Source organism: Alteromonas sp. 5NS40-0096, from assembly GCF_057544385.1.
Map to the genome: position 1 here is coordinate 38,375 of NZ_BAAJLQ010000001.1, position 22,021 is coordinate 60,395.

The window sequence follows — 22,021 nt, forward strand, 5'->3', positions numbered from 1 at the left end:
GCGCAACGCAGAGTGGGCGAGGTGCCATTATCATGGATAAGTGAACGATGAAATCTTAGAGGCGAATCGCAATTGTCAGTTGCCCTTGTCATTGTATGGAGTGCACATGTTTGATTTGTCGGTCACATTGACCGAGTTTTTCGTACTATTGTTATCAAGCTTTTTAGGGTCACTTCTTACCTCATCTTTGGGCGTAGGAGGTGGCGCGTTGGTGCTAGTGATCATGGCCAGTATTTTGCCTCCATCTGTGCTGATTCCGGTTCATGGGATGGTGCAACTCGGTTCTAATGGGTTTCGTTTATGGCTTACTAAGAAACACGTGCAACCCAGTCGGGTAGTCCCATTCTTGCTTGGCGCATTACTAGCGACAATCATAGGCCTGTTCTTTATCGGCAATATGGTCTTCAAGTGGCTACCGCTAATTGTTGGTTTGTTTATTCTGTGGCTTTGTTGGGGGAATATGCCCGCTTTGAAGATTGGGCAGACGCGTTTAGGTATGTTTATCGGTGGAGTAACAACCACTTTGGCCAGTATATTCGTAGGGGCTTCAGGCCCTTTAGTCGCAGCGTGGCTGAACGTCAATAGTGCCAATCGGTGGCATTACACTGCTAACTTTGCCGCCAGCATGACGGCCCAGCACACCGTCAAACTCATCGTTTTTGGTGCCGCTGGCTTCATTTTTTCAGAATGGCTAGTGTTGGTTGCCGCAATGATCTTTTGTGGGTATTTGGGGACGAAGATAGGGCTGCACATGCTCGAACGCATTCCTCAGGGTTACCTTAAAGTGGGTTTTCGCATAGTCTTGACATTGTTAGCACTTCGGCTGTTATGGGTAAATTACGCAGAGCTTGTATTCTGATATCACGAACGGCTCCGTTGTTTACTGCGCCGACACCTTTCAGAGCAATAAATGATCGCTTCCCAATTGCGCTGCCATTTTTTTCGCCATGAAAATGGGCGGTCGCAGACGGGACAAACTTTTGATGGTAGGTTTAACTTTTTGTGCATGATTGCAAACGTATCATTAAACGCTGTAGTACGTTGCACGAATGGCTAACGATCACACTGCGTTATTGGATACCACGACTACCCACAATTAATCCTCGGCCATTCTCCTTGCCCGTGTAGAGTCTCTGGTCTGCTTCTTTGATGCAGGCCTCTATAGAGTCATGAGCATCGGAAATTTCGGCAATGCCAATGGTTAAACCCAATGTTTTTTGTAAACCATTGACGATGACATGAGGCACGCTATTGCTTATCTCTTTGGCGGCAGCTATGCCGTCGGCCTGATCGGAATCTGGCAGTAATACTAAAAACTCTTCTCCACCCCAACGGGCAATAATATCGTGGGGGCGCGAGCGCTTTGCCATATTTTCAGAAAACTGCACCAGTACACTATCACCGATGTCGTGGCCATATTGGTCGTTTATCGACTTGAAGTAATCAATATCAATCAATAATAGACAGAAGGCTTTGCCGCCTCGTTTGAAGCGGGTAAATTCTCGAGTTGCTCTTTCATTAAATGCGCGACGGTTTAATAAACCGGTCAGTGGATCTGTTGCCGATAGTTTCGTCAGTTTTTCGATTGCTCTCTCTAATTCTTGGGTTCGCTCTTCAACGAGTTTACTCAAATTCTGTGAGCGAGCTTCAACAATAGAAATTCGCCATCTAAAAATAGTGTAGAGCGCCACTAAGAACGCGATTCCGAAAATAAAGATGGCAACTGGCGTTTGCCACCAAGGAGGTAAAATATTGATGTTCAGGCGAGCGACTTTGTCGCTCCATACCCCATCGATATTTGTCGCTTTGACTTCTAAGGTGTAATGCCCGGGGTTGAGATTGGTCAGGGTAAGGGAATATTGCTGCGAGGGCAGGGCCTGCCACGTGTCATTCAGGCCAAGCAAGCGATAAGCATATTGGTTAGACTTTGGGTTTGCGTAATCAATCGAAACAAAATCCGCACTGATAAACAAGGTGTCATGTGGCAAATTGATTTGCACGCCGTCGGGCTGCGCACTATTGCCTGTGCTGGGGAACGGGTATGCGGTATAGGGCTCACTCATCACTGACAAGCTGGTAAAGTACACCTCGGGTTGATAGTCAGATACCTTGATTTCATTCGGGTGAAACACGGTCGTGCCCTCTACACCGGTAAAGTAGACTTTTCCTTGTGCATCCTGTGCCGTGGACCCGATATAATAGCCTGAGTCAAATGCACCGTTTTTAGAATTATACTCTGTGGTTTCACCGGATTTCGGATTCAATTGCACGATACCTTGGGTCGTGCTTAGCCACAGATTCTCGCTGTCGTCGGTGACGACGCCGCCAATGGATAGACTATTCAGTACTGAGTCTCGATAGACTCGTTTAAATGACACATCACCGGCCGTTTTTCCTGAGACAGTCATTAAATTCACGCCCCCAGCCTGCGTGGTAACTAAGTACTCGTTTTCCGACAAAGGATGCACATTGGTCACAACACTGTGACTGATGCTTTTGTCATTGTTAAACTCATGTTCAAATAATTGAACCGTATCGCTATTCAATAGCACACGATACAAGCCGCCCAATGTTGCTGCCCATAGTTCGTCTTGATTGAACTGGAACAAATTGATGACTAAGGGCATTTGCCAATGATTTATCTCTGATAGGGTGTCGGCATTGAGCTTGTACAGCCCATTGTTATAGGTACCAAACCAAAGGGTATTGTGGTTGTCGGTGAGTAAAAGTGAGTAACCTTGCCTATTGGTGTGTTGGGTCAATGAAAAGGCTTTTGTATTTTGATTAAACTGCCCCAAACCAAAGCGGCCAGCCACCCATGACATGTCGCGCTTGTCGTCGTATAAAACCCGAGAGATATAGCCTTTTGATTTTAGCTGTGAAAATGATTGGGTGATATCGTAGGGCCCCTCAATACCATTGTCTTCTGATCGAATCCAAAGCCCTTCAGAATTGGTTAGCAATAGAGACTGCTCTGGCCCAACAGAGACGCTAAAGGTATTGACGTCAGAGCTATAGTCTAGCCGTTTAAATTTAATGGAATTGGGGTCGTGGGAAAAAAAGCCACTATCCCATGTACCGATGAAGACTACCCCTTGGCTATTTTCAAACAGGCTATAAACTCTCGCTTTGCTTTGGCTAATGTCCCGAGTTAAACCTGCCGTATAATCAAGGACCTCTCTGTCTTGTTCTTCATTTATTGCTATTAGGTGTTCAAATGACGCCACCCATATACTGCCATCAGGGCGGGGAATGATATCAAAGACGATGGAATCAATATTACTGCTTTCTGGGGTGTAGGATTTATTGATTTGTATATCGGCAGTATCCGAAATATCGAGTTTTAACAAACCCAGACCTGATGATGCCACCCACAAAAAGCCCTTTTCGTCATACAATAAGCTGTTTAACTCAGTACTGATTTCTGATGCTAAAACGGCCGTTACCGATTCTGTGTCATAAATATACAGTCCATCTCCGGTTGCGAGCCAATACAAACCGGAAGCATCTTGTGTAATGTGATTAATATTCTTTAATCGAGCGGAAAACCCCGGTGCAGGGATGAACCGGCTTGTGTCGGCATTATACACAAACAATGAATTCTCGGTGCCGACCCACAGTTGACCTGTCGCATCAAAAAACAGAGAGCGAGCTGACTGATGGCGGTAACCACCGTGGTCGATAAGTGGAATGTGTGTGACTTGAAAGGATATTGGGTCAAACAATGCGAGGCCGCCAATGGTTGCAGCCCAAATGAGCCCGCTCGTTGGGTCAAGCTCGAGCGCATAAACAGAGGAACCGGGTAGGCCAGAGGGCGCTTCACCTTTAATGACCTGGGTAAATTGGTGGCCATCGAAACGGTCGATACCGCGTTGTGTTCCCAACCAAATAAAACCTTGTTTATCCTCAACAAAATCATGGACAGTAATTTGCGATAGGCCATCCTCTACACCGTAGTGGATGAAGGGGGGAATCGGGGAGGTATCGGCGATAGCATTCGATGGCGAGTATAAACTCGTCAGTAAGAATAAAAAAAAGAAGGCTCTGACGCCCCATTGCTTAACATTTACATCGAATAACACTGAGTCAAGCTCCACCAGAATTCATCATGGTTAATCCCGTTTTAACCAATAAAAGGGCAACTGCGCAACTTATTAGATAAATCCGCAACATGCCTATGTTCAGCGTGTCTCAATATTGATGATTTATCAAGTGCAATATCATGGTTGTCATTAGAGTAAGTGAGAGAAAAAGGCGAATAGCAGCACTGCTAGATGTACTCAAGGATTCATTTACGAGAATCATCATGACTTTGGATATTGCTCAGTTAGATATGCGCCGTGCTTATTTCGGAGGTGCACCCGTTATTTTTGCGTCGGGGCTAGTTTGGTTTGTCGCAGGTTGGCTTCATATCGTGCAAGGCCAAACACTTGCACAGCCTGTTTTCTTGAGTGCTATGGTTATATGTCATCCTTTGGGTATCATGGTGATGCGTGAGTTCATGGCAATAGGTCGCCATATCAATAACAACCCTCTGCCGCGCTTGACGAATGACGCTAACTTTTTCCTCATTTGTGGATTGATTGTCGCCATTATTGCCAGCCGACAAGATCCTGCAATGTTGTTCGAAATTGCGCTTTTTACTCTGGGTGTCAGATATTTAATTCTCAAAACAGTTTATGGGATTAAGGCCTACTGGGTAGCGGCTGCCATGCTGATTGGCGCAGCGTGCATGTCTTATGTCATGCAGTTTAGCGCTGGCTTAAGTGCATTTTTAGGGGCCTATATAGAATTGTGTGTTGCCGGCTGGATGTTTTGGAAAATGAATAGGGGAGCATCCGCTCCCCAATAAGTGACGCGACTACATTGCCAACGATTTAACAATCTGGCCATTCTTGATTACTAAGTCCACATTCTCCATAAGGGTCATGTCTTCTAAGGGGTTACCTTTGACCGCAATCACATCGGCTAATTTCCCCGGTTGTAGACTGCCTAGCTTGTCTTGCTGTTTCAACAATCTTGCAGGTTGAATCGTCGCGGCTTGCAATGCTTGCATGGGGGTCATCCCAAATGTCACCATACGAGATAATTGTTTCAGGTTGTCGCCATGAGGGTAGACTCCGGCATCAGATCCAAACACCATTTTGACCCCAGCATCGACTGCATTTTTGAAGCTTTCACGCTGACGAGCGCCAACGATTCTCTCTTTTTCTAAGCTCTGAGGCAGAATGCCCGCTTTTTCACCTTCGCCGAGGATGTATTCAGTTACGTAGATATCCATAGAAAAGTATGTACCGTGTTCAAGAGCTAACGCTATTCCTTCCTCATCCAGTAAACTTGCGTGCTCCACAGAATCTACGCCAGCTTTGATTGCTGTTTTAATACCTTGTGTTCCATGCGCATGCGTGGCAACGGTTAGCCCACGCATATGTGCTTCCTCAACCAAGGCTTTCATTTCTTCGTAGGTATATTGCTGTACACCCACCTTAGTGCCTTTAGAAAGTACACCTCCGGTAGCGCAGTATTTAATAACGTCGGCGCCATATTTAATATTTCTTCTGACTCGCTCTTTGACTTTCCATGGGCCATCGGCAACGCCTTCGCTGTAGTTTTTATATTCGTAAGGCAGCAGATTGGTGTCACAGTGTCCTCCTGTTACGCCAATAGACGGGCCTGAGACAAACATACGTGGGCCAAGCACATCACCATCGTTAATCGCGTCTCTGAGCGCGACATCTGCAAAACCTGGAGCGCCTACGTTACGCACCGTTGTTACACCCGCCATCAAGGTGGTTTCGGCGTGTTTGACCCCCGTGATTGTTGCTCTAGGTAATGAAACTTGAAGTCGCTTATAGCCATGCAGGTTTGCATCAGACGTGAGGTGAACGTGCATATCCATCATTCCAGGCATTAGGGTGTAATCTCCTAATTCCATCACAACAGCATTGTCTGGATAGCGCATTTTGTTTTGTTTACTAACGGAAATGATGGTGTCATTTTCTATCACTACCATTCCGTGCTTTATAACGTTTCCATTGTCTACGTCGACGACCCTATCCGCAGTGATGACAAGGGTGTCAGCTTGCGAAAAACAAGCGAGCAGCATAGTGCTAATCATCATGAATAACAATCTCATGAGAATTCCTTAGTTAGTGTGTTTGTTATTGCGATAGCAAACAGACTCACGTGACGAGTCTGTTTGCTTTTAGGAGTGTACGCGGGTTTGTACGAATTTGATGATTTTTATTGGATAAAAACGCAATATTTATCGACGAGAGAGATATCGGTATCCAACCAGTAATAACAATGTTGCTACCCAACCGAAGGTGTCACCAAAGCGTCGGTAAGGTGTTAGGCCTCTGGTCGAATAGAGGGTCGCAGTTAAACTACCTGCTTCAAACTGGGGCAGCCTAGAGATCAAGTCCCCTTTCTCGTCAATGAATGCAGTGATGCCGTTGTTCGTCGCTCTCAATACGGGTATGCCAAACTCTTTTGCACGTACTTGTGCAATCTCCAAGTGTTGGTCTGGGCCATGGGATGCGCCAAACCAAGCGTCATTACTCACCGTAATAATGAAGTCAGTGTCGTTGTGAAGGTTGGCGTTCAACAAACGCGGAAAGGCTATTTCGAAACACAATGACGGCGCAAGATGAATACCATTTGCAACCAAGTTGGTTTGCTGATAATCGCCGCGAGCAAAAGAGGACATGGGCAAATCAAATATCGGTGCCAGTGGCCTTAACCAATCTTCAAAAGGGACAACTTCACCAACAGGTAGCAAATGGTGTTTTGCGTAGCGGTTACCATGAAAATAGCGATACTGGCCGACATTATCGTTTCGTTCTTTATTACCCAACACGATGATGTTATTCCAAGCTTCATCGGTTTCTAAATTGAAGTTGACGATGCCAGTGACAAGCGAAGTATTGTTTTGGCCCGCCAAACGGTCGACATAGGCAATGTAATCTTGTGCGAGCGGTTCGATTTTGGGAATCGCTGCTTCAGGCCAGATGATAAGGTCGTTTTGCCAAAGTGGGTCGGTAAGCGATAGGTATTTTTCCATCGTTGGACCGTCATGCTCTGGTGCCCAGCGCAGAGACTGAGCGATGTTACCCTGAACCATTGCAATGGAGTAGGGCTTGTGGCGTTGGGTCCAGTCAACCTGGTTTAGCACTAAGCCAGCAATGCCTAGCGTTAAGGTCAATAATACCGGCATGATGAAGGTTGTCGTTCGGCCCGTACGCTGGATTGAAATGGCCAAGCTGGTGGATAGCATGACAATCAATAAGGTAACACCTGTCTCACCCACTATGGGAAGCCAGCCGGCTAACGGACTGTGTAATTGACTATATCCGAGTGAGAGCCAGGGGAAGCCTGATAAGAACCAACTGCGAAACCATTCAGCGACAAACCAACAAGCCGGCAGCAGCAATGGCCACGCTGCCACTGACGCGAATCGTTTGGCCAAATAGAACGAAATGGCTGGAAACAGTGCGAGGTAGGCACATAACAAAAACATCATGCCAACCGACGCTGCCAAGGGCAAACCACCAAAATCGGCAATACTAACGTGAACCCAACTAACACCGGCACCAAACCAGCCTAAGCCAAACAACCAACCCGTGAAAAAGGCGCGTTCGCGTTTGACCATAGCCAGTTGTCTGATAGCAATAATCAAGGCAATAGGCGCAATGTACCAAAGGTTAAACGGCGCATAGGCGAAAGTGAGGCTAGCGCCACTAAGTAGCGCTAAAACAAAAGGGATTTTGATTTTCAATGCGGCAATTCCTATGACGGCAGTGTTACCTTCAATTGCACGAGTCGGCGTTTGTTGGAATGGGTGATCTTGAAATGCAAATTATTGATCTCAATTTCGTCATTGGTCTCGGGCATGTGACCGAAAGCCTTCAGCACGATACCGCCAATGGTATCCGCTTCTTCCTCACTTAATTGAGATTCAAAGAAGCGATTAAAATCATCGACTGGCGTTAATGCTTTCACAGAATACGTGTGTTTGTTCAATGGACGAATATCATCCGTTCCATCTTCTTCTGCATCGTGCTCGTCTTCAATTTCACCGACGATAAGTTCAAGAATATCTTCAATGGTCACCAAGCCTGACACACCGCCATATTCATCAACGACGATAGACATGTGATAGCGTTCTTGACGGAACTCTTTAAGCAATACATCAACGCGCTTGCTTTCGGGTACGATAACCGCCGGGCGTAACACGTCTCTCAATTTGAATTCTTTACCCGGTACGAAAGCATATTCTAGTAAGTCTTTTGCAAGTAGTACGCCTTCGATATGATCTTTATCTTCACTGATGACCGGAAATCTCGAATGTGCAGATTCCAGCATCACCGGGAGAAATTCTTCTACAGATTGGTCGATGTCGATGGTGATCATCTGATTGCGAGGAATCATGATGTCTCTAACCCGAATTTCGTTAACGCCAATGACGCCTTCAATCATTTCTCGGGTTTGGGGGTCGATGACTTCACGTTGCTGGGCTTCAGTGATGACATCAACAAGCTCTTCCTTATTTTTCGGCTCTCCGGAGAAAGTCAGTTTGATTTTTTCTAACCAACTTTTATTCGAAGCGCCGTTGGTAGAGTGGGGGTTGTCGTCGTTCATAATTTCCGTGTTTCTATCTGTCCAGTCTCAACGTTAAATCTCTTGATAAGGATCGTCAATCTCTAATTGCTTCAAAATGTGTACTTCAATACCTTCCATTTCTTCAGCATCGGCATCGTCAATGTGATCGTAACCCAACAAGTGCAACGTGCCATGAATCACCATGTGGGCATAATGGTCAGCAATCGCTTTTTTCTGTTGTGCGGCTTCAGCAACAATAACTGGGGCACAAATAACCAAGTCACCAAGCAGGGGAATTGGGACTTCTGGAGGGCATTCGAATGGAAATGACAATACATTGGTCGATTTGTCTTTACCCCGGTATTCGAAGTTGAGACCGTGGGATTCCTGCTCGTCGACGATGCGAACTGTCATTTCTTTATCGACTACGCCAATATGGCTCAGGACGGCATTAGCCCATGTTTCAAACGCCTGCTCTGAAGGAATAGAACGCTGAATGTCGTCTTCTATTTCATAAGCTTGCTGGAAGTCGAGGGTGATGCTCATGCATCATCCTCTTTCGCGTCTTTTTCAGCTAATGCTTGTGCTTTTTTCTCAGCCCGAATGCGGTCTTGCTCTGCATCGTGCTCTTCGTACGCTCTTACGATTCGCGCGACAACTGGGTGGCGAACAACATCATTGGCGTTAAAGAAGTTAAATGATATCCCTTGAACGTTCTGCAACACGTCAATGCCGTGGCGCAAACCAGAACGCACACCTCGAGGTAAGTCTACCTGCGTAATATCACCAGTGATCACCGCTTTTGAATTAAAACCGATACGGGTCAGAAACATCTTCATTTGCTCTGTTGTTGTATTCTGGCTTTCGTCCAAGATGATAAAAGCATCATTGAGCGTACGACCGCGCATGTAGGCCAATGGCGCGACTTCGATGACATTGCGTTCCATTAACTTTTCGACTTTTTCAAAGCCCAACATCTCAAACAAAGCGTCATAAAGCGGGCGCAAATATGGGTCGACTTTTTGCGACAAGTCTCCAGGTAAAAAACCGAGCTTCTCGCCAGCTTCTACCGCAGGGCGGGTCAAAAGGATACGGCGAATTTCTTGACGCTCCAGTGCGTCAACTGCAGCCGCCACTGCTAAATACGTTTTACCCGTGCCCGCTGGGCCAATACCGAAGGCAATATCGTGATTAATGATATTCGCCACGTATTGAGACTGGTTCGGGTTACGCGGTTTGATAACACCGCGTTTGGTTCGAATATGCACCTCTTTGCCATAGTGGCCCGCTTCCGCTTTTTCTAAGCATTTGGCTTCTTGAATCGCCAAGTGTACTTGCTCGGAATCGAGGTCTGGCACGACACCTTTAACCGGTTGTGTCTCAATGTATAACAGCTTGAGCAATTCACTAGCGCCGCTAGCTTGCTGAGATTCACCCATTACCTTGAACGCATTGTTACGGTAGCTAATTTCTACGCCCAAGCGACGCTCAATTTGTTTAATGTTGTCGTCGAACGGTCCACACAAACTAGATAGACGTTTGTTGTCTTCTGGCTCTAAAACAATTTCACTGCTTACAATATTGCTCAAACTGCTTCATTCCTCACAGGTTTGGATTAAATTGGGCCACACCCAATTCATCAGGTTGATTAGCGCGTTGACGATTAACGATGCTTTGAGGAGACACGGCAACACGCAGTCCCATGTCTTTTTCACGGCGAATTACTTTGCCGCGCAAGGAGTTGGAGTAAACGTCAGTAATTTCTACATCAACGAACTCTCCAATCATATCTGGGCTGCCTTCAAAATTCACAACGCGATTGTTTTCCGTTCTACCTGAAAGCTCCATGACGTTCTTTTTCGACAAGCCTTCAACCAATATACGTTGTTCTGTACCTTGCATATTTCGTGCAATACGCTGTGCTTGTTGATTGATACGTTGCTGTAACAGATAGAGTCGCTGCTTCTTAGCGTCTTCAGAAACGTCATCAACGGCATCGGCCGCTGGTGTACCCGGACGTGCGCTGTAGATAAAGCTGAAACTCAAGTCGTAATCGACCGCTTGAATCAGATCCATCGTGGCTTCAAAGTCGGCATCCGTCTCGCCAGGGAAGCCAATAATGAAGTCTGATGACATACAAATATTGGGACGAACTTTACGTAGGCGACGTATTTTCGACTTGTACTCAAGTGCTGTATGACCACGCTTCATCAGGTTCAAAATGCGATCAGAGCCGCTTTGTACAGGCAAGTGCAGGTGATCTACAAGCTCAGGAATGCTGGCGTAAGCATCGATAATATCGTCAGTAAACTCCACTGGATGTGACGTGGTGTAACGGATTCGGTCAATGCCATCGATAGCGGCGACTAATTCGAGCAATTCGGCAAAGCGGCAAACAGAACCATCGTAGTGCTCACCACGAAAGGCGTTAACGTTTTGTCCGAGCAAGTTTACTTCGCGAACACCTTGCTCGGCGAGTTGCGCAATCTCAAGTAGTACATCGTCAACCGGACGACTCACTTCTTCACCCCGTGTGTAAGGCACGACGCAGAAGGTGCAGTATTTAGAACAACCTTCCATGATAGAAACAAACGCCGTTGGGCCTTCTGCTCTCGGCTCAGGTAACCGATCGAATTTTTCGATTTCAGGGAAGCTCACGTCAACAACTGACTTTTCTCCGCCTTTGATCTGGTTGATCATTTCAGGCAGCCTGTGCAACGTCTGTGGGCCAAACACCACGTCAACAAATGGTGCGCGCTGGCGAATCATGTCACCTTCTTGTGATGCTACACAGCCGCCTACACCAATAATCAAGTCTGGGTTGGTTTGTTTAAGGTTTTTCCAACGCCCCAGTTGATGGAATACTTTCTCTTGCGCTTTCTCACGAATAGAACACGTATTCAGTAGAATAACGTCTGCGTCTTCCGCTTCTTCAGCCAGGCTATAACCGTGGGTTGAATCGAGTAGGTCTGCCATTTTCTCCGAGTCATACTCGTTCATTTGGCAACCCCAAGTTTTGATATACAGCTTTTTGGTCATGGTAACGTAAATACTTGCCTGTTATTGACGGGTGAGGGCAGTGTAAAGACTACAATGCGTTTGGTCTTCTCACCAATGTCATTAATGTTCAAAATAGCCGCGTATTTTACCGCGAATTGGCACCAAATCCCAGCTCTTATTATGCCCAGTATAAACCCGCAAAGCCCGTAAGGGTATTGGTTTGGGCTGGTGGCTTTTCATCTGAGGGTCTCAGGCGTTAAAGCAAGTGATCGAGATCATGGAGTCACGGTGTAGAATACGTCATAATGCATACACAGATGCTGGCGCCATCGTGAAAGATAAGAGTGTGATACTAAGAGATAAAATGTACGCTCTCATGTGCTCAAGTAGCGCTAGCTTGCGAAGCAATTTAAGGAAGTTGGATGTTTGATTTTTGTGTGAATGGTGGCGGTATGATAGGCAGTGCCGTTGCACTTGGTCTGCTGGAACAAGGTTACCGCGTTGCCTTGATTGAGACCAATATGCCCAAACCATTTGATTCGAATCAAGGACCTGATTTAAGAGTGTCGGCCATTAGCATGGCATCAATTCAACTTCTCGAGAAACTCGGTGCTTGGCAACATGTCATGGCCATGCGAGCACGTTCATATTCTGGCCTTTCGGTGTGGGATCAGCCATCCAGCCGAACCGATTTTAATGCCGCAGACATCGGCGAAAAGCAACTTGGGTATTTTGTTGAAAATCGGATTCTTCAATTGGCTTGTCATCAGGCTTTGGCAAAACATGAAAACCTAACATGGATAAATCAGGGCCGCATGACGCAGCTCGAGGCCAATCAAACAGGTTGTCAGTTGGTACTAAGCGATGGGCAAACGCTTCAAAGTCATTGGGTGATTGGCGCCGATGGTGCCCAGTCAATGGTGCGTCGCTTACTGAATGTCGGCACCAGTGGGTGGCAATACGAGCAACAAGCACTTGGTATTACGGTAAAAATGACCGAATCGGTGGAAGACTGCACATGGCAGCAGTTTTTTCCATCCGGCCCAAGGGCGTTTCTACCCATGTATGGACAATTTGGCTCTGTTGTTTGGTATGACAGTGCCTCTCGTATTAAGGCATTAAAAAGCCTCAGCAAAACACAGTTACACGACGAAGTGGTGTCGCATTTCCCGTCTGAATTGGGGCAATTTGAAGTCCTTGATTGTGCTGCGTTTCCGCTGACTCGACAACACGCGAGTCAATATGTGCTGCCTGGAGCGGTGTTGATTGGCGACGCTGCGCATACGATCAATCCATTGGCCGGGCAGGGTGTGAATTTGGGATTTAAAGACGTAGAAAGCTTTCTGAAAGTCAGCGAGTCACGAACCCAATTCAATCAACCCAACCAGTTTTATGCAACGTTGAAAGCAGATTTCGAGCGTCCTAGGCAACGGGATAATTTGTTAATGATGTCAGCAATGGATGGTTTTTATCAGCTTTTTAGCAATGAAAATGGTATGGTATCTGTCTTAAGGAATACGGCATTGCGATTGGCCCAACAAGCTGGACCAATCAAAAATACAGTGCTTCGCTATGCCACAGGATTATCAAAATGACAGTACTTATTATTCTCGCGGTGTTGTTTGCCGCATTGTTTCTCATCGTGCCTTTGTTGGAAAAATCGAAATATCGCATGTCTGACGAAGAGGTTGGCAAAATTTCTCGATGGATTTGGCCGCTTATGGGAATACTCTTACTTGTGCAGTTGATACGTTTAATCTAACGACGCGCGAGGGCGTCAAAAATCGCATCGAGTTGCCACTTAACATCATTGTTATTGGGGCTGGCACTACTGATTACTCGCAAACCAATAAATTGCGCCTGAAGCCATTTAGCCCATTGTACCGTCGCTTTGTCCTCATTAATCTCTCCATTGTTTTTCGCTGCTTCTAAGATGGCAGTAAAATGAGTGAGAGTTTGGTTCATTAAGTCATCCGCATGAGAGGCTAGTTCAGGTGATAGGGCGTGGCTGACTCCCAATGTATTGACGAGGAAGCAACGCTGTTGATAATTCGGCTTGTCTTGTACAATGAGGACACTTTCAAAAAAGGTGCGCAAACTGGCCAATACGTCGTTGGCATTCTCAATGTTCGTAAAGCAGCTAAAACTTTGTTCAGCATATTGATCAAGCGCTTCACAAAACAAACCGTCTTTGTTGCCAAAAGCCGCGTAAATAGAACCTGGGCGCATATCCAATGCCACTTGCAGGTCTCTCATCCCGACACCTAAGTAGCCTTTTTCCCAAAATACGTGAGCGGCTTTTTCAACAATTTCTGCGCGTTCATATTTCATTTCTATCTAACCTATGACGTATCAGCTTGAACATTTGTTCAATTGTAGCTTGAACGATCGTTCATGTGAACCTATATTGTGATAATTCAGTCAACAATGACATTGTCTACGAGGAACCAGTATGAGCAATTTCGAACTTTTTACACAAGAATCAGCCCCTGAAGGAAGCAAAGCACTGTTACAAAAATCTGTTGCTGCGTTTGGAATGATACCCAATCTACACGCTGTGATGGCAGAGTCGCCAGAATTATTGGATGCTTATCAACAACTTCACACATTGGCTCAGCAAACGTCTTTTAACAAAGAAGAACTGACCGTAGTGTGGCAAACCATCAACGTGGAGCACGGGTGTCATTACTGTGTGCCTGCTCACAGCGCGATTGCTAAAAGTATGGGAGTGGATGACAGTATTGTTGCAGCGATTCGCGGTGGACAAGACCCGTCAGATTCGAAGCTCGCAGCTTTACGTCAGTTTACCTTAACTGTGGTAAGGCAGCGCGGTGTTGTTGCGGCTGATGCAATTAATGCGTTTTACGCGGCGGGTTTTACCAAGCAAAACGTACTTGAAGTTATTTTAATACTTTCGCAAAAAGTCATCAGCAATTACGTAAACCACGTTGCTGATACGCCAATTGATGAACCGTTTAAAGCCTTTGTTTAAGCACCTAAACAAAAAAGCCAGCTTGTCGCTGGCTTTTTAGTATTCTCAGTCCCACACGCCTTTTTCAGACTGCCCCTGGATTTCGCAGTCGCCAGTTTTGTACTCGGGCTGTTCGCCGTTGTCGTGTTTTTTAAAGTAGTCTTTGCTGATGGATACGATTGTTGGTGTCATCCAAACAATGGCAATAATGTTGATTACGGTCATTAACCCCAACGCCATGTCAGCCATCGCCCATACTTTCGGTAAATCTGCTTGGGCACCCCAAAAAATCATAAGCAAATAACCCGCAGTGTAGAGCCCACGGCCTATCTTGTTGTCGAGTTTAAAGATGTGTAGATTACTCTCACCATAGGCATAGTTAGCAACAACCGAAGTAAATGCAAAGAGGCTAATTGCGGCAGCGACAAAGTCGGTACCACCGGTGCCGATATGTGTGCTCATGGCGTTCTGAGTAAGTCTTATTCCTTCCATTTGGTCCGAACTTGAACCGCCCGCAAGTAAAATAATGAATGCTGTGCAGGTACATAACACCATGGTATCGAGGAAAACACCTAGCATCTGAATATAACCTTGTGAGACCGGGTGGTTGGGGCGCGGCGCGGCACTCGCTGCAGCATGGGGTACACTGCCTGAACCTGCTTCATTAGAATACAATCCGCGTTGAATACCATTTTTTATAGCCGCTCCTAATGCGCCAGCACCAGCTTCTTGTAAGCCGAAAGCGGACGCGATGATATCCCACAACATGGCAGGAACCTCAGCGAAGTTAAGCACGGTAATGGCTAACGCAGCGATGACATAACCAATACCCATAAAAGGAACAATCCATTCAGCAAAACGAGCGATGCCTCTAAGGCCACCAATCACGATTAAGGCTGCGAGTCCTATTATCACTAATCCAGAATAGGTTGTAGGAATGTCGTACGCGTTATTGAGTGCATCAGTGATGGTGTTGGCTTGAACAGCACTGAAAATAAACCCATAGCCCAAGAATAAGCAAAGAGAGAACAACACGGCTAACCAAGTTTGATTTAAGCCTTGTTTGATGTAATACGCGGGACCGCCGCGAAACTCACCATTGTGATCTTTGACCTTGTACAACTGGCCCAGCACACTTTCCGCGAAACCCGTTGCCATTCCCAATAAAGCGATTACCCACATCCAGAATATCGCGCCTGCACCACCGAGTGAAATGGCGACGGCGACGCCAGCGAGGTTACCAGTGCCTACGCGAGCGGAGAGGGAGGTACACAGTGCCTGAAAAGAACTTATCCCTTCGTCTGTGCTTTTATTACTGCCTTTAAGTAATTTGAACATGTGTCCGAAATGTCGAATTTGGACACCTTTGAGGCCAACAGAAAACCAAATACCACAGCCAAGCAACATAAAAATGAGGACTTGGCCGTTACCCCAAAGAATATTGTTGATCGCTGCAACAATCTCATTTACCACGATACGATCCTGTTTTTGCGCAAAAGCTTAAGAGTCTGCCCCTGTTTACGCACAGAGTAAAGTGCAAATGGCTATATAATACGTTGAAATCGTGTAGATTTAGTTTTGAGAGCAGAAACAAAAAACGCCAGTCTGAGACTGGCGTTTGAAATATGGCTGGGGTAGCAGGACTCGAACCTACGAATGGCGGGATCAAAACCCGCTGCCTTACCAACTTGGCTATACCCCAAGGGTATTAAATGACAGGGTCACTTAACTAAAATGAGATGGCTGGGGTAGCAGGACTCGAACCTACGAATGGCGGGATCAAAACCCGCTGCCTTACCAACTTGGCTATACCCCAACAATGGTGCGGAAGGAGAGACTTGAACTCTCACGCCGTGAAGCACTGGAACCTAAATCCAGCGTGTCTACCAATTCCACCACTTCCGCATGGACACACATTGTTGATGTGTTTAAAAAAACTGGTGGCTACGGCGAGATTCGAACTTGCGACCCCATCATTATGAGTGATGTGCTCTAACCAGCTGAGCTACGTAGCCATTTGTTTTTTTGGGTTACTCCTCTCTGGGAGTGGCGCGTATTATGCTGATGTCCCCTTTGTAGGTCAACCACTTTTTTATAAAAAAGTTTTGTTTGCTTAGTTAATAGCCAAAGTGATGCTGTTTGCGTCAATTCGGTGATTTTGTGATCATTGTTTATGCAATGTTTACGTCGTTTTGTACCTTGCCAGTTGCAATCTGGCACCGTTAATATGCGTTTTCGCCACGAAACAAAATATTTTTACTGAGAAAACTATGAATTGGGACGATTTGAAGTACTTTTTGGCGGTTGCTCGTGCCGGATCAATACGCGGAGCAGCAAAAGATTTGTCTGTCAGTCATGCGACGGTATCCCGACGTATCAATAGTTTCGAACAACAATTGGGCTTTTCATTGTTTCACCGCTCCGGTAATGGCTATGCGAAGACTCGCGCGGGAGAGGAAATATACGCTCAAGCGGTTCACCTCGAGGATACCTTACACAATGTGCATCGGTTGGCCGGTGGCAAAGACGGTAAGCTTAGCGGTACGATTCGAGTCACGGCCGCGGATATTGTGGCTGAACACTTGTTAATTGAACCCATTGGCCATTTTGCCAAAGCGTACCCCAATATTGATATTCACATTCTAGATTCTGTGCGCAGCTTAAATTTAGCTAATCGAGAAGCAGATGTTGCGATACGCGTGTGTCAAAAACCCCCTGAGCACCTTATTGCTCATCGGTTGGCTGGCGTATATCGTAGTGCGTATACCCCAATTGAAAATCAGCCTTATCTCAACGACGGCTCTTGGTTGGCTCAACAGCATTGGATTGGTTGGACAGACAAAATGCGCAAGCCTGTGGGTCAATTAGCCACGGATTATCCAAAATTTGATTCTCGTCACGGCATTGTCAATACCAACCTTTTGGTAAAAGCGTGTAAGCAAGACATGGGCATTGCTATTTTACCGTGCTTTATTGGCGACAAAGACCCACAATTGATTCGTGTACCACCGTATACCAGTGAACATAAATTTGAATTGTGGATGTTGATTCACCCTGACCTGCGTGACAACGCGAAAGTCAGGGAATTTAAATGCTATATGCAAAAAGCGTTAGCCCAGCATCAGGACCTCATCGAGGGACGGTGCCCTTTGCATGGTATTACAGAGGAAGAATCCCTCTCTTCACCTTAGACTTCGCCAGTTGTGCTCTCAGTTTTCTCGATAGTGGGGTATCACTGAGTACAGGCACGCGGGTTTTGTCTGTTTCGTAATTACTGTTGGCAAAGATATGGGTAAACGAATCAATACTGTTGCCCGCCTCACGCTGGCGTGTCAAATACGAAAGTTCGCTTATCGCAGCGACACTATTATTGCGGCTGAACCTTGCAAAACCTTGAAAGGTAAAGTGTTGCTCAACGTATTGATTACTCCATGTTAAAAACGTGTCCATTAAGGCGTGGAGCAGGGAGTTCAAACAGATTTGTGGCATCAGCAAGGTGATGGACGTTTGTGAAGCGTTTCCCACCAACTCGGGCAAGCTTGAGTGCTTACTGGGTTTGATAGTTAAGTCAATAATCCATTGGCCATTCGCCCGGCGTTCGGCCTGCTTAAATTCAATATTGCACCTATCGTAGGTCACCATACTCAAGTAATAGTTTAATTGATTGGCGATATCGTGGCTCGTGTGTTCAGCTTGCAAGGCGAATCGCGTGGGATCTTGAGCCATCAATGGCAAGTCATGATGGGTGTTGAACGGGGTAGTGGTTTTGCCATTACTGTGAAAACGGAAACGTTCCCGTACTTCGTGTTCACGAGCTTTCTGAAACGCTAGGAACGCAGTTTGAATGATTTCAGACGTCGGTAATTGTGGTTCGACACGCCAACGTCGGCCGTAAACAATCTTGTCGTCTTGTTGCGTCGCCTCGGGCAGGTAATTGTCGATACCAATAACACCCACCTGAAGATACATACCGCTGTGGTCTTCGCTAACAAAAAGCGGAAAGTTGTCATCAAACTGGATATCCAGCACGATACTCTCGACGGATTCTAATGTATGCGCATACTCAAGGTAATGCTGTGGAATACATCCGCAGTTATCATTCAATGGCACAATTGGGGCGTCAGGCATTGCCTTTTCACCGGGTAGAAGTGCGATCTGCGAAGGTGTCTTTGTTGTCATATTTCAATACAAACCAATATACAAAATTTCATCACGATTACCCCGTCGTCTTTGCAAAACGGGGTGGCGTTATCACACCGTTAAATGGACCGGATGACTAGGCGTTTTATTTGCACCAGTGCGTTTCAATTTCGCACCACTGTGAGGATATACGTGAAATACGATATTTGGATGACAAAAAAGCCCGCATAAAGCGGGCCTTTTTCTAAAACAGAATAGGATTATACGTTGAATCTGAAATGAATAACGTCACCGTCTTTAACGATGTAATCTTTGCCTTCTAAGCGCCATTTACCTGCTTCTTTCGCGCCAGATTCGCCGTTAAATTCAACGTAATCGTCATAGCCAACGATTTCCGCGCGAATAAAGCCTTTCTCGAAGTCAGTGTGAATTTTGCCTGCCGCTTGTGGCGCTGTAGAACCTTCTGGGTAGGTCCAAGCTCGTACTTCTTTTACACCTGCTGTGAAGTAGGTTTGCAAAGTCAACAAGTTGTACCCTGCGCGAATTACACGGTTCAAACCTGGTTCTTCTAACCCCAGTTCTTGAAGAAATTCTTCTCTGTCTTCATCGTCAAGCTCTGCAATATCTGCTTCGATGGCCGCACAAACTGCAACTACAACGGCGTTCTCGCCTTCGGCGATGGCTTTCACTTGGTCTAAGTATGGGTTGTTATCGAAACCATCTTCGTTGACGTTAGCGATGTACATGGTTGGCTTTAAGGTCAACATGTTCATATAGCTGATAGCAGCCAACTCTTCTTTTTCTAGAGGAAGGGAGCGCAGTAGCAAACCTTCATCTAGGTGCGGTTTGATTTTTTCGAGGACTTTTAGCTCGTACTTGGCGTCTGCATCTCCGCCTTTCGCGCGTTTAGCTACACGAATAAGGGCCTTTTCAGTCGTTTCTAAATCTGCCAAAGCCAATTCCGTATTGATCACGTCAATATCGTCTTGAGGGCTGACTCGGCCTGCAACGTGAACGATGTTTTCATCGTCAAAACAACGCACAACGTGGCCAATGGCATCAGTCTCTCGAATGTTGGCAAGGAACTTATTGCCTAATCCTTCACCTTTCGATGCGCCTTCGACCAATCCCGCAATGTCTACGAATTCCATTGTTGTTGGAATTACGCGCTCCGGGCTGACGATGGCAGCGAGTTTATCTAAGCGAAGATCGGGTACAGGTACAACACCGGTATTCGGTTCAATTGTACAGAAAGGGAAGTTTGCTGCTTCAATACCCGCTTTAGTCAACGCATTGAAAAGAGTGGATTTACCTACATTTGGCAAACCTACGATGCCGCATTTAAAGCCCATGTCAGTTCCTTAAAAATAGTCGTTACTTAGGCAAATCGGCTTGGAATGAATGGAGCCGATTTTGCGCCATTTTTAAATCGTTTTTCAACAGAATTTCAGTACAACGAAGCGCCTCGTCTAAGGTTTCGTCAATCGCTACTTTTTCTGCTGAAGACGGTTTGCCCAGTACGTGTCCTGTCACCTTGCTCTTATGGCCAGGGTGACCGATACCAATGCGCAAACGCATAAAATTTTTGTTGTTGCCCAATCGCGATACGATGTCGCGAACACCATTCTGGCTTGAGCTACCACCCACTTTAAATTTAGCCACGCCAGGAGGCAAATCCAACTCGTCAAAAGCCACCAAAATTTGCTCTGGCTCAATGCGATAGAAATTCGCCATTGCGGCAACCGCTTGGCCGCTGCGATTCATAAAGGTCGTGGGGTAGAGCAGTCGTATATCTTTATTGGCAATCGTAATTCTGCCCGTCTTACCAAAGAATTTGCTTTCTGCTTTTAGGGAGGTATTAAAAGTCTGTGCCAGTTGGTCTAGAAACCAAGCGCCGGCATTGTGGCGAGTATTTTCGTATTCGGGGCCTGGATTACCCAGGCCCACGATAAGACGAATATCCGTCAAAGCTGATTATTCCGCGTCTTCTGTCGCTTCTTCTTCAGCTGCACCGCCTTTAGGTGCTTTGATTGTCACAACAGCAAGGTCGTGAGCAGCATCGTTCTTAGCTAGTTCTACAGACTCAACACCTGCTGGAAGTGTTAGGTCAGATAGGTGAAGAGTTTGACCTACTTCAACCGCTGCCATGTCGACTTCGATGAACTCAGGAAGGCTTGCAGGTAGGCAAGTTACTTCGATTTCAGTTGCGTGGTGCTCTGCAACACCGCCAGCTTTGATTGCTGCACTTGAATCTTCATTGATGAAGTGAACTGGAACGTTAGTGTGAACTTTCTGACCAGCAACAACACGTTGGAAATCCAAGTGTAGAAGCTTAGGCTTGTACGGGTGACGTTGAATATCTTTAACGATAGCTTCAACTGCAGTGCCGTCGATGTTCAAAGTAAGAACGTGTGAGTAGAATGCTTCGAATTCTTGCGCTTGAAGTACTTTGTTGTGCTCAAGAGTAAGAGATACTGGCGCTTCTTCGCCACCGTAAAGGATCGCAGGAACTTTTTCTGCATGACGTAGGCGGCGGCTCGCACCTTTCCCTAGATCAGTACGGACTTCTGCGTCCAATGTAAAAATTGCGTCAGACATTGACTGTCTCCAAAAAATAAATGATTTTTAAGTGAATTTTGCGACCAAATTCACTACCTATGACTTAATGAAAAGCCACCCCGAATTTCAAGGGCGGCGAATTCTATCATTGCGACGCAAGAGATACAAAGTCTTTTTATTACTCTGATATTGGTAGGCTTAGTGCGTGATACCTTTGGCATTCGCATCACTAGCTTTGGACTCGTCCAGGACGGTAACGTCAAATACTTCGAATACGGTGCCGTAGTTCTGTATGGTCACCAATTCAGGTTTCGGGACACCTGTGACGCTAATGACTAAGCCATGGCGCAGATATTCTGGCGCCAAGCCTTGGAGGATAAAGTTTTGTCCACCTTCGCTGGCAAATGCGTAGAAACCACCCTCTAGTTCTTTATATTGCATTACGCCTTTAAGCGTGATGCCAGCCTCTAAATCGATGTCTTGTTTCACAAGCGCCATCTTGTTTTTGGTTTCATCTGCTGTAGCGGGGATTGACGATACTGTCGTCAGTGTTTTTTGTTCTTTGTCATTTGGCTTTGAACCGGTTGACTCTTGCGACTCATTGCAGCCCATTAACACTAAAGCCAGCAATGGGATAGCTAATGCTCTGATATTCATACTGTCGACTCCCTATGTTCAATGAATAACTTACCACGACAAGTTGAACACAAGATGAATCAATATGCTACAGGGAGCGTGCGGCTGGCAGGG

The 22,021-nt window shown here is 46.1% G+C and carries 21 protein-coding genes and 4 tRNA genes; 6 read left to right on the forward strand and 19 right to left on the reverse strand.

Going from position 1 to position 22,021, the window contains the following annotated elements; translation table 11 throughout:
* The first annotated feature begins 106 nt into the window (after positions 1-106).
* Positions 107-859 carry a TSUP family transporter gene (locus tag AC27G9_RS00190; RefSeq protein ID WP_487069801.1) on the forward strand — a complete coding sequence of 251 codons (753 nt, stop codon included), beginning with the start codon at positions 107-109 and terminating at the stop codon, positions 857-859.
* 2 nt (positions 860-861) lie between these two features.
* On the opposite strand, the gene AC27G9_RS00195 is transcribed toward AC27G9_RS00190, so the two are convergent.
* Entirely contained in the window at positions 862-1,011 is a 150-nt protein-coding gene (locus tag AC27G9_RS00195; RefSeq protein WP_487072019.1) for a DUF2256 domain-containing protein, read from the reverse strand.
* Positions 1,012-1,070: 59 nt separating this feature from the next.
* A complete protein-coding gene (locus AC27G9_RS00200; RefSeq protein ID WP_487069803.1) occupies positions 1,071-4,082 on the reverse strand; it encodes a ligand-binding sensor domain-containing protein in 3,012 nt (1,003 codons plus the stop codon).
* Positions 4,083-4,222: 140 nt separating this feature from the next.
* On the opposite strand from AC27G9_RS00200, the gene AC27G9_RS00205 reads away from it, so the two are divergent.
* Entirely contained in the window at positions 4,223-4,852 is a 630-nt protein-coding gene (locus AC27G9_RS00205) for a DUF7010 family protein (RefSeq protein ID WP_487069805.1), read from the forward strand.
* Positions 4,853-4,861: 9 nt separating this feature from the next.
* Here the strand turns inward: AC27G9_RS00205 and AC27G9_RS00210 are convergent, their stop codons facing one another.
* The 6 genes from AC27G9_RS00210 to miaB form a co-directional block, all read right to left on the reverse strand.
* A complete protein-coding gene (locus AC27G9_RS00210; protein ID WP_487069807.1) occupies positions 4,862-6,136 on the reverse strand; it encodes a Xaa-Pro dipeptidase in 1,275 nt (424 codons plus the stop codon).
* A 129-nt stretch (positions 6,137-6,265) separates the two neighbouring features.
* The gene (gene lnt / locus AC27G9_RS00215) at positions 6,266-7,777 is read right to left on the reverse strand and encodes an apolipoprotein N-acyltransferase (RefSeq protein WP_487069809.1); all 1,512 of its coding nucleotides are present in this window, start codon (positions 7,775-7,777) and stop codon (positions 6,266-6,268) included.
* An 11-nt stretch (positions 7,778-7,788) separates the two neighbouring features.
* Positions 7,789-8,640 (reverse strand): CorC family transporter, encoded by an 852-nt coding sequence (locus tag AC27G9_RS00220; RefSeq protein ID WP_487069811.1) that lies wholly within the window; start codon positions 8,638-8,640, stop codon positions 7,789-7,791.
* Between the two features lie 33 nt (positions 8,641-8,673).
* Complete coding sequence (gene ybeY, locus AC27G9_RS00225; RefSeq protein WP_487069813.1) at positions 8,674-9,147, reverse strand: rRNA maturation RNase YbeY; 474 nt, start codon at positions 9,145-9,147, stop codon at positions 8,674-8,676.
* On the reverse strand, positions 9,144-10,190 hold the full coding sequence (locus AC27G9_RS00230) for a PhoH family protein (protein ID WP_487069815.1): 1,047 nt from the start codon (positions 10,188-10,190) through the stop codon (positions 9,144-9,146). Before AC27G9_RS00230 ends, ybeY begins: the two co-directional genes overlap by 4 nt.
* Positions 10,191-10,203: 13 nt before the next feature.
* Complete coding sequence (miaB, locus tag AC27G9_RS00235; protein WP_487069817.1) at positions 10,204-11,640, reverse strand: tRNA (N6-isopentenyl adenosine(37)-C2)-methylthiotransferase MiaB; 1,437 nt, start codon at positions 11,638-11,640, stop codon at positions 10,204-10,206.
* Between the two features lie 383 nt (positions 11,641-12,023).
* Here miaB and AC27G9_RS00240 point away from each other — a divergent pair, with 383 nt between their 5' ends.
* The gene (locus AC27G9_RS00240; RefSeq protein WP_487069819.1) at positions 12,024-13,196 is read left to right on the forward strand and encodes an FAD-dependent monooxygenase; all 1,173 of its coding nucleotides are present in this window, start codon (positions 12,024-12,026) and stop codon (positions 13,194-13,196) included.
* Positions 13,193-13,363, forward strand: coding sequence for a hypothetical protein (locus AC27G9_RS00245; protein WP_487069821.1), 171 nt, complete (start codon positions 13,193-13,195; stop codon positions 13,361-13,363). The genes AC27G9_RS00240 and AC27G9_RS00245 overlap by 4 nt, the downstream gene beginning before the upstream one ends.
* Here AC27G9_RS00245 and AC27G9_RS00250 read toward each other — a convergent pair.
* Complete coding sequence (locus tag AC27G9_RS00250) at positions 13,360-13,932, reverse strand: TetR/AcrR family transcriptional regulator (RefSeq protein WP_487069823.1); 573 nt, start codon at positions 13,930-13,932, stop codon at positions 13,360-13,362. The two genes, AC27G9_RS00245 and AC27G9_RS00250, sit on opposite strands and share 4 nt — an antisense overlap.
* 121 nt (positions 13,933-14,053) lie before the next feature.
* Between AC27G9_RS00250 and AC27G9_RS00255 the strand changes: the two genes are divergently transcribed.
* Positions 14,054-14,593 carry a carboxymuconolactone decarboxylase family protein gene (locus AC27G9_RS00255; RefSeq protein ID WP_487069825.1) on the forward strand — a complete coding sequence of 180 codons (540 nt, stop codon included), beginning with the start codon at positions 14,054-14,056 and terminating at the stop codon, positions 14,591-14,593.
* Between the two features lie 45 nt (positions 14,594-14,638).
* On the opposite strand, the gene AC27G9_RS00260 is transcribed toward AC27G9_RS00255, so the two are convergent.
* From AC27G9_RS00260 to AC27G9_RS00280, 5 genes are all read right to left on the reverse strand, one after another.
* Positions 14,639-16,045 (reverse strand): alanine/glycine:cation symporter family protein, encoded by a 1,407-nt coding sequence (locus tag AC27G9_RS00260; RefSeq protein ID WP_487069827.1) that lies wholly within the window; start codon positions 16,043-16,045, stop codon positions 14,639-14,641.
* Positions 16,046-16,198: 153 nt separating this feature from the next.
* Positions 16,199-16,274: transfer RNA gene (locus tag AC27G9_RS00265), tRNA-Gln, on the reverse strand.
* 38 nt (positions 16,275-16,312) lie between these two features.
* Positions 16,313-16,388: transfer RNA gene (locus AC27G9_RS00270), tRNA-Gln, on the reverse strand.
* A gap of 4 nt (positions 16,389-16,392) precedes the next feature.
* Positions 16,393-16,477: transfer RNA gene (locus tag AC27G9_RS00275), tRNA-Leu, on the reverse strand.
* Between the two features lie 33 nt (positions 16,478-16,510).
* Positions 16,511-16,587, reverse strand: a tRNA-Met gene (locus AC27G9_RS00280).
* A 255-nt stretch (positions 16,588-16,842) separates the two neighbouring features.
* Here AC27G9_RS00280 and AC27G9_RS00285 point away from each other — a divergent pair.
* Positions 16,843-17,763 (forward strand): LysR family transcriptional regulator, encoded by a 921-nt coding sequence (locus AC27G9_RS00285; RefSeq protein ID WP_487069829.1) that lies wholly within the window; start codon positions 16,843-16,845, stop codon positions 17,761-17,763.
* Here AC27G9_RS00285 and AC27G9_RS00290 read toward each other — a convergent pair.
* The 5 genes from AC27G9_RS00290 to AC27G9_RS00310 all read right to left on the reverse strand — a co-directional run bounded on the left by AC27G9_RS00290 (position 17,732) and on the right by AC27G9_RS00310 (position 21,928).
* Positions 17,732-18,751, reverse strand: a complete 1,020-nt coding sequence (locus AC27G9_RS00290; RefSeq protein WP_487069831.1) for a hypothetical protein — start codon at positions 18,749-18,751, stop codon at positions 17,732-17,734. The two genes, AC27G9_RS00285 and AC27G9_RS00290, sit on opposite strands and share 32 nt — an antisense overlap.
* A gap of 221 nt (positions 18,752-18,972) precedes the next feature.
* Entirely contained in the window at positions 18,973-20,064 is a 1,092-nt protein-coding gene (gene ychF, locus AC27G9_RS00295; protein WP_487069833.1) for a redox-regulated ATPase YchF, read from the reverse strand.
* Positions 20,065-20,086: 22 nt separating this feature from the next.
* Positions 20,087-20,680 (reverse strand): aminoacyl-tRNA hydrolase, encoded by a 594-nt coding sequence (pth, locus tag AC27G9_RS00300; protein ID WP_487069835.1) that lies wholly within the window; start codon positions 20,678-20,680, stop codon positions 20,087-20,089.
* A gap of 6 nt (positions 20,681-20,686) precedes the next feature.
* Positions 20,687-21,310 carry a 50S ribosomal protein L25/general stress protein Ctc gene (locus tag AC27G9_RS00305; protein WP_487069837.1) on the reverse strand — a complete coding sequence of 208 codons (624 nt, stop codon included), beginning with the start codon at positions 21,308-21,310 and terminating at the stop codon, positions 20,687-20,689.
* A 159-nt stretch (positions 21,311-21,469) separates the two neighbouring features.
* Positions 21,470-21,928, reverse strand: a complete 459-nt coding sequence (locus AC27G9_RS00310; protein ID WP_487069839.1) for a hypothetical protein — start codon at positions 21,926-21,928, stop codon at positions 21,470-21,472.
* Positions 21,929-22,021: the final 93 nt, after the last annotated feature.

Excerpts from the sequence above, each read along its gene's own strand:
- AC27G9_RS00290 (WP_487069831.1), bottom strand. The coding sequence starts at position 18,751 with ATGACAACAAAGACACCTTCGCAGATCGCACTTCTACCCGGTGAAAAG.
- AC27G9_RS00220 (WP_487069811.1), bottom strand. The coding sequence starts at position 8,640 with ATGAACGACGACAACCCCCACTCTACCAACGGCGCTTCGAATAAAAGT.
- AC27G9_RS00190 (WP_487069801.1), top strand. The coding sequence starts at position 107 with ATGTTTGATTTGTCGGTCACATTGACCGAGTTTTTCGTACTATTGTTA.
- AC27G9_RS00205 (WP_487069805.1), top strand. The coding sequence starts at position 4,223 with ATGGTTGTCATTAGAGTAAGTGAGAGAAAAAGGCGAATAGCAGCACTG.
- miaB (WP_487069817.1), bottom strand. The coding sequence starts at position 11,640 with ATGACCAAAAAGCTGTATATCAAAACTTGGGGTTGCCAAATGAACGAG.
- AC27G9_RS00255 (WP_487069825.1), top strand. The coding sequence starts at position 14,054 with ATGAGCAATTTCGAACTTTTTACACAAGAATCAGCCCCTGAAGGAAGC.
- AC27G9_RS00285 (WP_487069829.1), top strand. The coding sequence starts at position 16,843 with ATGAATTGGGACGATTTGAAGTACTTTTTGGCGGTTGCTCGTGCCGGA.
- AC27G9_RS00240 (WP_487069819.1), top strand. The coding sequence starts at position 12,024 with ATGTTTGATTTTTGTGTGAATGGTGGCGGTATGATAGGCAGTGCCGTT.
- ychF (WP_487069833.1), bottom strand. The coding sequence starts at position 20,064 with ATGGGCTTTAAATGCGGCATCGTAGGTTTGCCAAATGTAGGTAAATCC.
- AC27G9_RS00245 (WP_487069821.1), top strand. The coding sequence starts at position 13,193 with ATGACAGTACTTATTATTCTCGCGGTGTTGTTTGCCGCATTGTTTCTC.
- AC27G9_RS00310 (WP_487069839.1), bottom strand. The coding sequence starts at position 21,928 with ATGAATATCAGAGCATTAGCTATCCCATTGCTGGCTTTAGTGTTAATG.
- AC27G9_RS00250 (WP_487069823.1), bottom strand. The coding sequence starts at position 13,932 with ATGAAATATGAACGCGCAGAAATTGTTGAAAAAGCCGCTCACGTATTT.
- AC27G9_RS00210 (WP_487069807.1), bottom strand. The coding sequence starts at position 6,136 with ATGAGATTGTTATTCATGATGATTAGCACTATGCTGCTCGCTTGTTTT.
- ybeY (WP_487069813.1), bottom strand. The coding sequence starts at position 9,147 with ATGAGCATCACCCTCGACTTCCAGCAAGCTTATGAAATAGAAGACGAC.
- AC27G9_RS00305 (WP_487069837.1), bottom strand. The coding sequence starts at position 21,310 with ATGTCTGACGCAATTTTTACATTGGACGCAGAAGTCCGTACTGATCTA.